We start from the raw sequence: 13,768 nt of genomic DNA on the forward strand, positions 1-13,768 counted from the left end.
CCGAGCATAGTGACACAGGTTGCCTGTGCCATAAGTAAAAATAACATTTACCAGGATGTGACTGTCTATAATAAACTAGCCTGGATCAATCGATTCGTGAAAAAAATATGAAAAAACCCTGGTCACTCGGTCTTAAACAGGTTCAGAGCGAATTTATCATGATGGATACGCCCGGTTGTTACTGGGTTACCGCCACGCGTGAAGAAGATGGCCGCACCTTTATTCGTCAGGTTATTGCCAGCCAGCAGGCATTAACGTTGATCAGCTCAGCTGAAAAACCACAACGGCTACTTCAGCCGGTGCCAGCGGAAGGCCCAGATCGCATCCCCATGTATTCGCTTAAAAAAAACCGAAAAAGCCTGCTGCAACTTAGTGATGACCTGATGCGCATTCACAACAGCAAAAGTGGGTTGATGGTATTTTACTGTGATGTATCTCACTGGAACACATTATCCGGACAGGAAATATCTGACTGGCTGAAAAAAACCAGACGACGGTTAATAACGCAAAAAATAACGCTATTAATCCTCACCACCGGTTTTGAAATTAGTCACTTACGCAATCATTTACAGCATTGCTTCCGACAGCTGGATGGGGCCGCACATATCGATCATCAACAGGATAGCTGGCAGTACCGTATTAGCTGGTGGAATTATAATAATGTTTTAATCGCTGACCGCGCGGTTCGTCTCACGCTAACGCAGGAGCGTTTTACCGCGCTACCACAAAGTGAGAAAAATCAGCCTTTATCGTTAAACGATGAGAATAATTATATTGCCGAGCAGCAGGTTCTGGAAGGGGCACCACCTTTATCAAAGCAGTGGTTATTATATGAAAGTAACGCACAGGTATTTTCTCGCGCGCAGCAAGCCAGCACGGCCACCGTTATTTTTAGCCTTGCACGCAATGAGCAAATCAACGAGCTGGCAGAGTATATTCATGGCCTGCGTTTGACCCGCGGCAGTGGATTGAAAATTGTGCTGCGCGAAATGCAAACCAGCCTGCGTTACAGCGATGAGCGTCTGCTGCTGGCCTGTGGCGTCAACGTCATTGTGCCGCACGGCGCCAGTTTGTCACGTTTTCTGAGCGCGCTGGAAGGCATTCAGGGGCAGATCTGGAGTCGCCATATTCCCGGTGATCTGACCCTGCTGAAAAACGCGATGCAGCCGCTGCAGGAGCGCGGCTACCTGTCACTCGACGCCTTCTGCGATGCGGTGAGGCGACTGGTCAGTAACACCGTCTTGCCTGAGAACGGCAAAGGACTTTTGGTGGCGCTGCGTCCGGTGCCTGGCATGAAAGCAGAACAGCTGATCGCCTTATGCAAGCCGCGTCGCTATGGCGATTTGGCAACCCTGACGGGTCAACGCATCTGTCTCTTCCTCTCATCTTGTCGCTACAGCGATCTGGATACAGCGCTGCGTTCAATCTTTCGCCTGCCGCACGATGAGATATTTTCCAACCGGCTGGTGTGGTTCGAGGATGCTCAAATTCTTACAGAAATCAGTCAGATGAACGATGCGCCCGGAGCGTGGCATGACCTGCCGCTACCGACACTGGCACCGGTTATCAAACAGCCGGTCAGCCAGCAGCCACGTATTCATCCCCAGCCCGTCACGCTGTTGCAGAATGAGGTTGAAAGCGAATGAGCCTGATGGACGCCGTACAAATCCTTATCGTACTGCTGCTACTCCTTTTAGTTTTTCGACCGCTCTATGCCCGCTGGCTGCCTGCTGGCTGGCGCAACATTTCCTGGCGATTGTTAGCGCCGCGCGCGTTGAAATATGAGGGAACCTGGCAGCGAAAAACCACCAAAATGGATGAAGATGATTAATGAATGATGTGAACGCGCCTGACGCACACTCGCCTTCCCGATGGTCTCACTGGCGCGGTTTAGGCGGCTGGAATTTCTATTTTCTCCTGAAATTTGCGCTGCTCTGGTTTGGTTATCTTAATTTCCATGCGCTAACCAACCTGGTGTTTCTCGCCTGGCTGATTTTTCCGTTGCCCAGCTTGCGGCTGCATCGTCTGCGCCAGCTGATCTCCCTGCCCATAGGTTTTGCGCTGTTATGGCACGATACCTGGCTGCCGGGCTGGGAAAGCTTGCTCAGTCAGGGCAATCAGCTGGCTGGCTTCTCGCCAAACTACCTGCTCGATCTGCTTAACCGCTTTATCAATTGGCAGATGGTCGGCGCCATGTTCGTCATGCTGGTGATCTATCTGTTTGTCTCGCAATGGATCCGCATTACCGTGCTGGTTTCGCTGCTGCTACTCTGGTTAAACATTGTCAATCTGGCGGGCCCGGCCTTTTCGCTGCTGCCAGGCAGCAGCACAACGCCACCCGTGGTATTAAAAACCAGCACGCCGGCGGGTGCGGTACCTACCGCGCTGGATGATACTGCACCGCCCACCAGCGCCAACCTGACCGCCTGGCTGAACCGTTTTTATGAGCATGAACGACAGCGCAATACGCACTTTCCAACGACATTGCCTGCTGATTCGCAACCGTTTGATATTCTGGTGATCAACGTCTGCTCGCTGGCGTGGTCGGATATAGATTACGCTCAGCTGCGTTCGCATCCGCTGTGGAAGCACTTTGACATTCTGCTTAACAATTTCAATGGTGCCACCGGTTACAGTGGCCCTGCGGGAATCCGTCTGCTGCGCGCCAGCTGCGGTCAGACGTCGCACAGCGATCTCTATAAACCCACGCAGGAGAGCTGTTATCTGTTTGATAACCTGGCAAAACTCGGTTTCAAAGAGCAGTTGATGATGGATCACACCGGCGTGTTTGGTAACTATTTGCAGGAACTACGTGATTTTGGTGATATCCAGGCACCACTGATGTCACAGGCGGGTATCTCTCCGGAATTGACCTCATTTGATGGCTCACCGGTCTTCAATGATGGGCAATTGATGCAACGCTGGTTGGACGATCGTCTGAAAAGCAGCGAGCCGCGCACGGCGACTTTTTATAATTTGATTCCGCTGCATGACGGTACCCGTGAGCGCGGCTCAACGCAGACCGCGCCGTGGACACCGCGGGCGCAGGTGCTGTTCGATCAGCTGGATACGTTCCTGAACAATCTCGAAAAATCGGGTCGGCGGGTGATGGTGCTGGTGGTGCCGGAACACGGCGCCGCCCTGAAAGGCGACAAAATGCAGATGTCAGGCCTGCGCGATATTCCCAGCCCCGATATTACGCATGTGCCCGTGGGCATTAAGTTTGTCGGCATGAAAGCGCCGCATCAGGAACAGGCGCTGGCCGTTGAGACGCCCACCAGCCTGCTGGCGATTTCCGAGTTAGTCTCCCGCGTGGTTGACGGTCAGGTATTCAACGCGCCTAACATCAACATGTCCGTGTTAACGCAAAATCTGCCCCAAACGCCGGTCGTATCAGAAAACGATAACGCGGTGGTCATCATGTATCAGGGCAAACCCTGGATTCGCCTTAACGGTGGTGACTGGGTGCCCTATCCCAACTAATCCCCTTTCTCCCGCCTCGCAGGCGGGAGAAAGGTCGGGTGACTATCTTAATGAAGCATTAGCGCTATCAGCGGTAAAACAGGTTCCAGGGCACGCTACCGTCAAAGGCGCGCGTCCTGAGCCTTTACGCCTGCCAGCTCGTAAGGCGGAATATCACCGCGGTTACCGGCTCTCTTCATACGCCATATTGGTCAACAGCTGCAAACTGGCTGAGTAGTAATCGCTGTCAGCAGGCAACCGATCGTTAATATAGGTTGTTTCACCCATAGTTAAATCACGCACCGCCAGCAGACCACCGTTCATGTTATAGCCCGCTGGCGTGTTGCTGAGCACATCGATCCACGCGGGTGTCGCCTGACGCGGATAGTGTTGCCAGAACGCCTGGAACGGCACCAGACGCAGGCTTTGCGCATCATACCAGGCGATATAAAGCGGCACACGAATCGCATCGTAGCTGAAGCGCGGCGGCCAGCCGGTAGCCGGGGCCATTGAACCATCGGCGTTCATCGCCACCCAATCCAGCGGCAGCCCACTGGTGCCAAAACGCATATCGCTGAGCATCGCAAAGCTGTCGTTAATCAGCGTGGTCCACACTTGTAAATGGCTGCGCTTAGCAAACGCCTGAAACGCCGGAAACAGGAAGTAAGATGGATTCAGCACCACATAGCTGGTTTTATTGAATCCCTGCGCGCCCGGCAGCATGACCGTACGGCCCGCGTAGCGAATCACATCATGAGCAATAATCGCTTTCTGAATCGCATCAGACTGCTGCTGATATGCCGGGTTCTGCCATTTTTCCGCCGCCCGTTGCAGCGCCCACGCCACCAGAATATCGCCGTCGGAAGCGTTGTTTTTATCTCCCGTGGGATTCGCTGCGGCAGGGTTATAGCGCCAGATAAACAGCCCGTTCTGCTTGTCGCGCAGCGTGGTATTGGTCCACTGCCAGAGCTTATCGAAGGTGGCGCGATCGCTATAATGTACCGCCAGCAGCATCGCATAGCCCTGACCTTCGGTGTGGCTGACGTTCTTGTTAGCCGTATCGATAATGCGACCATCCGCCTGCAAAAAGCGGCTTTTATAGGTCTCCCAGCCTTCGCTGGCCGCGGCCTGCGCGCTACAGAGCATGATCATCATTAACGCTACCCACTTATGCCGGATCCATTTCTGCATGACGTAACAACCTTATTGATAGCGAAAAGTCAGTGTTGAATCCTGTGCGGTGCTCTCGCAGATCACAGGAACGGTTGCGCTGCCACCCTGCTCACGCAGCCAGCGCCCATAAAGCCCACAGAGCACGGCGCTCAGCGCCGCCTGAAACTGCGCCTGTTCCTGAGTGCCATCGCTGCCGGGCAGGCCGAGATGCTGAATCAGCATTGCGCCTTCCTGCGGCTGCAGGTCAGCGAATCCCCAGTTAAAGCGCGCCAGCACCAGGTTAATCTGGGTTTCCAGATCCTGCACGGTGCGCGCGGCAGGCAAGGGATAACGTCCCGCCAGCTGCTCGCCAATATTGTGTAAAAAGGCCTGGCTTTCCGCTTCTCCGGCATTGTCGATCATGCCGCTAATCATCAGGTTCAGCAGATCAAACCAACCCGGTTGCGGCCGTGCGCCATAATCCTGTGCCATCATTTATCTCCGAACATATAGCGGAACCACAGATTCGCGGTACTTTCGTTGTAATCACCAAAGGTGTCATAGCCGAGCTGACCGCCGACGGTAACATCTTTCGATATTTTATAATCCGCACCGGCGTGCAGGTTATAGCCGATGCCGTTTTTACTGCCGCCGGAGTAGTACGCCTCTTTGGCAAAGCCATTGGCCACGGCATTGTCCATTGCCGACTGCAGATCGGGATTATTCGGGAACAATGCGCTGCGATCCTGGGAATAGGATTGATAGCCCACCGCGCCGCCGACGTTCATCTTCAAATCATCATAGGTACGGGAATATTCCACCGGCAGTGAAACGCTGATGTAATCCTGCGGGCTGAAGTATCCGCCCTGACCGTAGCTGTAATAGCTGAGGTTCTTCGAGAAATCCATCCAGCTGAGATTAATGCCGGTTTTCAGCTCGCGATCGCTGGCGTGGAACGGACGCAGATAGACCCCGGCGCTGCCGTTGAGGCTGTTGTTGCTGGCAACGTTCTCGCCGAGATAGCTGTACGCACCGGCGCCGAGATAATAGCCCGCATCGCCGTTATCATAGCTGAGCAACGCGCTGGCACCATTTTTGGTGACCCGCCCCCAGGATTTACCGCTGGTTTTGTCGGTGGCTCCCACGTAAGAAAGCAGGCTATCGGTCATTGAGCGCCGCTCACCGGTGAGCACCAGCGTCAGGAAGTCGGTTAGCTTCGGCGACCACTGAATGCCACCCACCAGCGTATTGAGATCCTGACCAAGCGGCGTGGAACCGAGATCAATTTTATAATTGTCGCTCTTCAGTGCCACCGCCACTTCAACGCCGGATGCCTGCTGCGATTCGGTGGTGGCCGCGGGCACGTCATTCAGCGTAGCGCTGCCGTTGGCCACTACCTGCGACTGCGTCAGGGCATTGGTGCCAAAGCGCTGCCAGGCGTTGCCCGCTGCGCTACCAGCATTCAGCGTCACTGGCGTAACGGTAAATTCGGCGCGTGAGTCGCCAAACGGCACGCTTGACCAGGTCAGCGGCGCTTTCGCTTCAGTGAGCTTGCTGAGGCCCGATTCGCCATCGCGGCCGCGCACCTGCACGCCCGCCTGCGCCCAGCTACCGGTGCGCGTTTGCAGTTCTTCCATCATGCTGTCAATTTGGTGCAGCGTGCGGCCCTGCTGCGCCACGGCGCTGTTATCCACTACTGCTTCACCTTCACCGCCGGTGGCCAGCGGTGTCTGCTGCCACGGCAATACGCTGCCGTAGCTCGACGGCGAAGCCTTCGCTACTGGCGTGCTGCGGTTGATAAACGGATTGTCGCTCAGCGCCAGGCCACCGATGGTCGGCGTTGCGCCATTCTGTGTACCCTGCAGGCCAATCAGCTGACCGCGTGCGCTGCGCAAGTAGGCCAGCGCCTGACTGTGATTGCCCTGCGCCTCTTCCACCCGAGCCAGCAGCAGCAGGCGATCCGGCGTCTGCGTCGCGCGCAGGCCATTGCGCAGGCGGGCCACTTTATCCAGATCGTGATTAGCCAGCGCCACGTCGATAGCGCCTACGCGGGCATCCTGATTAGGCGTATCGCGCGTCATCAGATAGTCGTAGACCACGCCCGCTTCTTTATTCATTTTGCCCGCCTGATAGAGGCGTGCCATGGCGAACATCAGCTCCGGGTTCTGCGGATCGTGCTGCAGCGCACCCACCAGCTTATCGTAGGCCGCGGCATACTGTTTCTGCTCGCGCAGGCGGTCGGCTTCGTTGATCACATAGCCGTTACGCAAACTCGCCAGCTGAGACGGCGTACTGTTTGCCTGCAGTTCCGGGCTGCTGAGGAAAGATTGCGCCTCGCTACTTAAACCGGCCTGATTCAGCACCGCCATCTGTGCCGCATAATCACCGGCATTGCCCTTCACGCCGCGCTGCATGTTGTTATGTACCACCGCGACGGCAGAAGTGAGATCGCCCGCCTTCGCCAGCCGATCGGCCAGATTACCGGCATCGACTGGATTAGCCGGAGGTGACATCGCCAGCGCTTTCAGCGTATTCGCCGCCGCGGCGTTGTCGCCCTGCGCCAGATAACGATCGGCGGTGCTCATCTGCAGGTTAAAATTCACCCGTTCTGCCAGCGCCCGCATCTCGCCGGTGCGGCTGGCAGCAGGAATGCGTGACAGCAGCGTGCTTGCCTGCTGCCAGGCGCCACTTTCGCTGGCGTTAATCGCTGCGGCGTACCGCTCGTTAACGCTGGCGTTGTCACGCAACGCAGGCTGCATCACGCTGGCCGCCATAGCGCTATCGCCCTGCTGGCGATAAATGCGTGCCAGATCAAGACGCAGCCAGCCGTCGGCAGGAAAGCGAGCAATGCCCTGCTGCAACAGGGCGATCGCCTGCGTTGGATTACCGGCGGCCAGCGCTTTTTTGGCCTGCTGACGCAGCGGATCGCTGCTGGGATTGTTGCCCCGCGGCGTCAGGCTTTGTCGTACGCTATCGGGCAGCGAAGCCAGCAGGCTGTTCGCCTCCTCGCCACGGTTCTGCTGGCGCAGCACATAGAACAGCCCCTCTTTGGCATTGCGGTTGTCACTGTCGCTCTGTAATACCGCGCGATAGGTCTGCTCCGCGTCCGCAAATGCACCGCTACGACGCTGCACATCAGCGCGGAACAGCTTCGCCGCCAGCCCTTTCTCTCCGCTGACCTGCGCCAGCGGTTCGCTCAGGGTCAGCGCCTGCGCGCTGTCGCCGTTTTTCAGCGCCTGTTGCGCCGCCGCCAGCTGCGCATAAAAACGCGCATCGCCCGCCTGCTGCTGACGTGACTCACCTTCTGTGCCGCCCAGCTTCGCCGAGCGCTCCAGATAATCTGCCGCTTGTGAATAGTTGCCGCCGCGCTGCGCCACATAGCCCATACCGGCTAACGCATCCGCATCTTCCGGGTTGGCCTGCAGCACGGTAGAAAATGACTTCTGTGCGCCCGCGACGTCGCCGCTGTTCAGAGCGGTAAAACCCTGACCTTTTTCAGCGCCGCCGACATTTTTACGATAGTGCTCCATCACCGCATTATCCTGCGGGTGACGCTGCTGCCAGGTTTGATAGATCGCGGCGTCACCCGGCTGCGGTCCTAACCAGAGCAGCGCCTGACGCAGCGAACGATCGGCATCCTGATTACCGCTCGCCAGTTCGCCGAGCAGCGGTAATCCTTCACGTCGGGTCGACTCCTGATAGGTCAACGCCTTGCCCAGAGCCAGCTTCGCGCCGGTGTCCTGCGGATGCTGACTGGCAAACTGCCTTAATGCTTCCACCGCCTGTGGCAGCAAGGTGCGATCGCCCGCCATGGTCAAATAATATTCTGCCGCCACGCTGGCCGGTGGTTCATTGCCGGTGAAGGTATTGCGCCAGGTTTGCAGCGCGGCCGCAATATTGCCGCTGCGCGCCTGCTGACGCGCCAGGCTGAGCTGCGCCTGGGGAATCGACTGCATCTGGCGGGCATTATCCAGCTCGCTGAGATGAGGATCGTTTGGCGATACCGCTTTCAGGCGCGAGCGCCACTGGGCAGCGGCGGTGTTATCACCGCCCTGTTGCGCATACAGCGACAGTAAATAGAGCGCCTGCGTATTGCCCGGCTCCACCATCAGCACTTTTTGCAGCGACTGCATCGCCAGGTCGTCATGGGCTTTTTGATGCCAGTAAGATGCCTGATCAAACAGCGCCTGCAGCGCCGGATTGCTGCTGTCAGCTGCCAGCACCGGTTGCGCCAGCGCCAGCGCACCGCCGAACAGCAGCGCCTGTTTGATACCGGCATTGAGGAAAGTGATTTTCATAATTAGGTTTTCCTTACTTCTTACCGGTCTGCTGGTTGTCGTTTTGCGATGGCAAACGACGACGCGCATGATGTTTCAACATAACCCAGGTGGCGCTACCGGCAATCGCTGCCAACAGCAACGCGCTCAGCGCTAACAGCACGCTGTGCTGGTTGGCATACCAGAACACCATCATGTACCAGGGCATTTCGCCGCGCGGCGACTGGGGGCCAACGCGGAAGCTGCGAATGCCGTTTTCATCGGTGATGATCGCGGTATCGCCACGAATCCCGGCGTTAATCCCCGGTGCGTTAAGATCGCTGTGCAAACGCAGCAGTTGCGCATCGTTGGTAGCGATAGACATCACCACCAGCCGACCGGCGTTCCACGGCGAGGCGTAGCTGACAAAGCCGCGCCAGGCTTCGTTGGAAGAAAAATAGCGATCGGCATCGAGCTGCTGCCGCGACCAGTCGCCGGTGAGCCAGCTGCGCATCTTATCCAGCACGCCCGGCGCCTTGACGCCCAGCGTGGTGCCGCTGGCGTCATAATCGCTTTTAGCCAGCATGGCGCGGGTAAAGGCGCTTTGCTGCACGGTAGAGACCGCCAGCACATCGCTATTTTTCAGGCGCGTCAGCGAGGTGCCGCCCTGTGGAATGCCAAACAGCACATGGTTCTGATACAGCGCCACGCCGGTGGCGTTACCGGAACGGCTGGCCAGATCGAGCAGCGTGCTGATTTCGCTGTCGCTGGGTTTCTCCGGCAGCAGCAGCGTGGTCTGGGAATAGTCCGCCAGCTGGGAGAACGGGAAGGATGCGCCGACGAAATAGGCCAGGTTAGGCAACATCGCGAAGTGTCGCGTATGGCTCAGGTCGATAAACGAATCTTCCTCAATGCGGCTCTTGATATTGTTATTCAGCAGCACGCCGCACGGCGCGTCCGCTTTAGGCGCAATATTGAAGTACAGCGCCAGCTGGTTATCGCCGTAAATCAGATAGGGATCCAGCTCCAGACGATACGCTTCCTGTCGCGCGTCACCGCCCAGGCGGCGCCAGGCATCTTCCAGTAGCCCGAGTTTGTTAACCGACAGGTTGCGCAGGAACGTGCCGTTGAGCATGACATTAAGATACGAGTTATTTTCGTCAATCCAGGTTTCCGCCGGAAAGCGATAGTTGAGCTGCACCGGAATGGCGTCACCGTCCCACAGAAAGAGATCGGGCGCAGCGCGGAAGTTCACGCGCAGCGCATCGTGCCACAATCCGTTAGTGGTCATACTCTGATCGGTGCGCAGCAGTTCACTGAGGCGCACCGGTCGCGTGGTGTTGATCCAGCGCGGCGCATCATACGCCTGACGCTGCGGCACATTGGCGGTCACCACGGTCAGCGACGCGGCATCGGTGGTCAGCGGCTGGCTGACCAGACGATACGCCGCCTGACGCAGCTGCTCATCATCACTGCCGATCACCAGCATCAGCTTGTAAATCGGGTTGTTGGGGTTGTCGATCATCATCAGCCTGGCTACGTTGCCCGCAGGCACGGTGAGCACGCCAATTTTGTCGCCGGGATGCGCAAACACAATGCCATTTTTCTCCGGCAGGCGATCGCGCAATACCGGAAAACGGGCGCCGCGATAATCCGCCTGAATGCCCAGCCAGGAAGCGACCATCGCCGCCGCGCTGACCTGCGCCGGATCGGCTGCCGCTGGAAACACCATCGGCACGCTGGCTTCGGTCATCTGCATCGGATCGATAAACGGCCGCGGAAAATTACGCAGGCGGGTGCCGGTGTTGAGCTGTTGCCCTTCCAGCAACAGACGCGTGGTCGGCATAATGGTGACGCGGTTCTGCGTGGCGCTGTCGCGCTCGCACAGCAGCTTATCGGCATCGTTGATTTTGAAGCTGAGATTATTGCTGGACACCACCATCGCCGCCGGAATATCGAGTTGATAATCACTGACGTCGCTGTCGGCAGCGCCCAGCGGCAGCGTACCCAACGGCTGGCCATTAAGCATCAATTGCAGCGAGGTGTTGCGGGCAGCCAGCGCGGTAGAGACGCGCAGTGACAGCATCAGCCGGGCGTTGGTGATGACCTGATCGGCGGGCAGCGTAAAGACAATGCCTGACTGCAACTGGCCGCCGGTCAGCGTGATACCACGCGGCTGGCCCATCTGCGCCACGCTGATTTCGCTGCTGGTCGGCTGAAACAGCATAGCGGGTGCCACAGGCGGCGTTTCAATTGCCGGTTGCACCGGCTCCACCGCGACGCTATCGGGGATGGCTGGCGTTGCTTCGGCGGCGGCATCAACGCTGGACGACGACGCCTCGGCAGCGGGCTGTTGCTCCACCTGCGGCGCGTCGTCAGTCAGCGGCGCAGCGCTGGCCTCCGTCTGCATCGCCGGTGGCTGCGAGGCATTGGTTGCTTCAGTAGCCGGATTGCTGGCAGCAGGATCGCTCTCAGTCGGGGACGGCTGCGTCACAGCGGGCGCGCTGGCTGAACCGTCATTCGCGGTGTCTGGCGCGGTTTGCGCCGCAGCGGCCGCGTTCGGCGCATAAGGATCGGCGGCCACGGCGGCGCGCAGTTGCTGCTCTTCCGCACCTACGCCCGGCGGCGGCGGCACCTGCGACAGCGCCTCGCTGTCCTGCGTGACGGCGGTGTTCTCCGCCCATGCGTGGCTCAGCAGCAGACTGCCCGCCAGCGAGGTCACCAGCAGACTTTTTATCAGACGTGGTTTCATGCTCCCTGATCCTCCTGCGCCTGACCGGCAACGGTTTTACGTTTGTCCCGTCGCCCTTTCCAGGTCAGCCAGAAGAGTTCAAACACGGTACGAATAATGGTTAACAGCGAGCGCAGCGGGCTGTCCGGCTTATATTGCGGCTGAATCCAGGCGTCGGCGCGCGCCAACACCACGCGTACCAGTTCACGGCGGCGCGACAGCGGCATCTGGCCGAACTTTAGGCGAATCACGTCGTCGTCGCTGGAGATGATGCTAACCGGAATAGTGATGGCACCCGATTGCAGAAGAATATCAATTTCTTCAATTTCATCATGCAGATGACGTTGATCGGGCGCGATGATTTGCGCGCCGCCCATCGACAAATCGGAGGTCACCGTGCGTGACGAGATGCCGCTGGCGTAATGAATAATGGCCGGAATTTCGACCTCGATACGGATGGTTTTACGTACCTGCTTGGTTTCGCGTGCCACGGCAATCGCCGCCATCAGAATCACCAGGCTGAAAATCGCCCAGCCAACGTTCAGCGCGATAACCCAGGGATCGACGCCAAAATAGTCATGCGCCACCGCGCGCACCACGCCCGCGGTAATGCCCGCGGTCAGCAGCAGCGCGGTGATGACATGCGGACGGACGATGTTGAAGTCAAAGAAACCCTGATCGAGCAGGCCACCCTTGTCGGTCACGTTGAACTTGCCATGCTTGGGTGAAATCAGCGTCAGCAACGTCGGAATAACCAGGTGAAATGCCATCACCGTTTCATAGATTTCACCCCAGAAGGTGTAACGGAAACGGCCGTTCATGCGTGAGTTAACGTACAGCGACATCACCAGATGCGGCAGCACGTAGGCGAAAATCAGCGATGCAGAAGAGTGAATAATATTCAGGTTAAACAGCAGGTAAGCCAGCGGTGCGGTCAGGAAGATCACGCGCGGAATACCAAACTGGAAATGCAGCATGGCGTTGAGATAACAGAGACGCTGTTGCCACTTCAGGCCGCGACCAAACAGCGGATTATCGACGCGGAAAATTTGCGTCATGCCGCGCGCCCAGCGGGTACGCTGCACCACGTGCAGGCCGAGACGTTCGGTTGCCAGACCCGCCGCCAGTGGGATCGCCAGAAAAGCCGAGCCCCAACCAAGGCGCTGCATTTTCAACGCGGTGTGCGCATCTTCAGTCACGGTTTCCACAGCAAAACCGCCAATCTCTTCCAGCGCAGCACGGCGGATCACCGCACAGGAGCCGCAGAAGAAGGTGGCATTCCAGTTGTCGTTGCCCTGCTGTACCGGGCCGTAGAACAGCGCACCTTCGTTAGGAATTGAGCGCGCCGCACGCAGGTTGCGTTCAAAGGGGTCGGGTGAATAGAAGTAGTGCGGTGTTTGCAGCAGCGCCAGTTTGGGATCCTTCAGGAAGGGCCCCACGGTGGCCTGCAAAAAGGTGCGCGTGGCAACGTGGTCGCAGTCAAAAATGCAGATCAGCTCGCCTTTAGTGATTTTCATCGCATGATTGAGGTTGCCCGCTTTGGCGTGACGGTTATCGTCGCGCGTGATGTAGCCGACGCCAACGTCGGCGGCAAATACCGCAAACTCACGACGCTTGCCATCATCAAGCAGATAGATTTTCACCTTATCGCGCGGATAATCGATGCACTGCGCTGCCAGCACGGTATCGCGCACTACGTCGAGGCTTTCGTTATAGCTCGGAATATAGATATCGACCGTCGGCCAGAGGCTAATATCATCCGGCAACGGCTCAATGGTACGCTTCAGCGGCCAGGTAGTTTGCAGGAAGCCAAGAATTAAAATCACCCACACGTAAAGCTCGGCAATATAGAGCGCGATGCCGAACAGCGCCTCTATCTCCGAATTAAAATGCAGGGTTTCGGTGGTGCGCCACCAGATATAACGCGTCGACATTAATGCCGACAGAAATACCATCACCACGCTGACTTTTTGGCTTTTGCTGAAGCCCAATAAAAAGAGCAGACCAATACTGATTAAACCAAAAATATACTGCTTTTGGCTGTCCATGGGCGTAATGATGATCACCGCCGCAATTGGCGCTAATACCAATAGCAGCAGGTAGAACCAAATTTTTTTCATGAGGATCCTGGCAACGCTAAATGTTTATTATTATTTCGCTCGCTGGC

8 protein-coding genes are annotated in these 13,768 nt (G+C 57.4%); 3 read left to right on the top strand and 5 right to left on the bottom strand.

Features of this window, described 5'->3' with window-relative positions; all coding sequences use genetic code 11:
• Positions 1-107: 107 nt before the first annotated feature.
• From bcsE to bcsG, 3 genes are read left to right on the top strand one after another with little or no spacing between them, the layout of a single operon-like run.
• The gene (bcsE, locus tag EM595_RS16670) at positions 108-1,646 is read left to right on the top strand and encodes a cellulose biosynthesis protein BcsE (RefSeq protein ID WP_067434711.1); all 1,539 of its coding nucleotides are present in this window, start codon (positions 108-110) and stop codon (positions 1,644-1,646) included.
• A gap of 5 nt (positions 1,647-1,651) precedes the next feature.
• Positions 1,652-1,831 (top strand): cellulose biosynthesis protein BcsF, encoded by a 180-nt coding sequence (locus EM595_RS16675; RefSeq protein WP_306464866.1) that lies wholly within the window; start codon positions 1,652-1,654, stop codon positions 1,829-1,831.
• Positions 1,831-3,483, top strand: a complete 1,653-nt coding sequence (bcsG, locus tag EM595_RS16680) for a cellulose biosynthesis protein BcsG (RefSeq protein ID WP_067434718.1) — start codon at positions 1,831-1,833, stop codon at positions 3,481-3,483. The genes EM595_RS16675 and bcsG overlap by 1 nt, the downstream gene beginning before the upstream one ends.
• Before the next feature lie 162 nt (positions 3,484-3,645).
• Here the strand turns inward: bcsG and EM595_RS16685 are convergent, their stop codons facing one another.
• From EM595_RS16685 to bcsA, 5 genes are read right to left on the bottom strand one after another with little or no spacing between them, the layout of a single operon-like run.
• Positions 3,646-4,653 carry a family 8 glycosyl hydrolase gene (locus EM595_RS16685; RefSeq protein ID WP_067434721.1) on the bottom strand — a complete coding sequence of 336 codons (1,008 nt, stop codon included), beginning with the start codon at positions 4,651-4,653 and terminating at the stop codon, positions 3,646-3,648.
• 12 nt (positions 4,654-4,665) lie between these two features.
• Entirely contained in the window at positions 4,666-5,109 is a 444-nt protein-coding gene (bcsD, locus tag EM595_RS16690; RefSeq protein ID WP_371317198.1) for a cellulose biosynthesis protein BcsD, read from the bottom strand.
• The gene (locus tag EM595_RS16695) at positions 5,106-8,912 is read right to left on the bottom strand and encodes a cellulose biosynthesis protein BcsC (protein WP_067434727.1); all 3,807 of its coding nucleotides are present in this window, start codon (positions 8,910-8,912) and stop codon (positions 5,106-5,108) included. The genes bcsD and EM595_RS16695 overlap by 4 nt, the downstream gene beginning before the upstream one ends.
• A 13-nt stretch (positions 8,913-8,925) precedes the next feature.
• Positions 8,926-11,622, bottom strand: coding sequence for a cellulose biosynthesis cyclic di-GMP-binding regulatory protein BcsB (gene bcsB / locus EM595_RS16700; RefSeq protein WP_067434730.1), 2,697 nt, complete (start codon positions 11,620-11,622; stop codon positions 8,926-8,928).
• Positions 11,619-13,721, bottom strand: coding sequence for a UDP-forming cellulose synthase catalytic subunit (gene bcsA, locus EM595_RS16705; protein WP_067434732.1), 2,103 nt, complete (start codon positions 13,719-13,721; stop codon positions 11,619-11,621). The genes bcsB and bcsA overlap by 4 nt, the downstream gene beginning before the upstream one ends.
• Between the last annotated feature and the right edge of the window lie 47 nt (positions 13,722-13,768).

Origin of the sequence: Duffyella gerundensis (assembly GCF_001517405.1) — a bacterium.
Lineage (GTDB): Bacteria > Pseudomonadota > Gammaproteobacteria > Enterobacterales > Enterobacteriaceae > Duffyella > Duffyella gerundensis.

What these genes read in the sequence shown, in the direction of transcription:
- bcsE (WP_067434711.1), top strand. Translation starts at nt 108, where the DNA reads ATGAAAAAACCCTGGTCACTCGGTCTTAAACAGGTTCAGAGCGAATTT.
- EM595_RS16675 (WP_306464866.1), top strand. Translation starts at nt 1,652, where the DNA reads ATGGACGCCGTACAAATCCTTATCGTACTGCTGCTACTCCTTTTAGTT.
- bcsG (WP_067434718.1), top strand. Translation starts at nt 1,831, where the DNA reads ATGAATGATGTGAACGCGCCTGACGCACACTCGCCTTCCCGATGGTCT.
- EM595_RS16685 (WP_067434721.1), bottom strand. Translation starts at nt 4,653, where the DNA reads ATGCAGAAATGGATCCGGCATAAGTGGGTAGCGTTAATGATGATCATG.
- bcsD (WP_371317198.1), bottom strand. Translation starts at nt 5,109, where the DNA reads ATGATGGCACAGGATTATGGCGCACGGCCGCAACCGGGTTGGTTTGAT.
- EM595_RS16695 (WP_067434727.1), bottom strand. Translation starts at nt 8,912, where the DNA reads ATGAAAATCACTTTCCTCAATGCCGGTATCAAACAGGCGCTGCTGTTC.
- bcsB (WP_067434730.1), bottom strand. Translation starts at nt 11,622, where the DNA reads ATGAAACCACGTCTGATAAAAAGTCTGCTGGTGACCTCGCTGGCGGGC.
- bcsA (WP_067434732.1), bottom strand. Translation starts at nt 13,721, where the DNA reads ATGAAAAAAATTTGGTTCTACCTGCTGCTATTGGTATTAGCGCCAATT.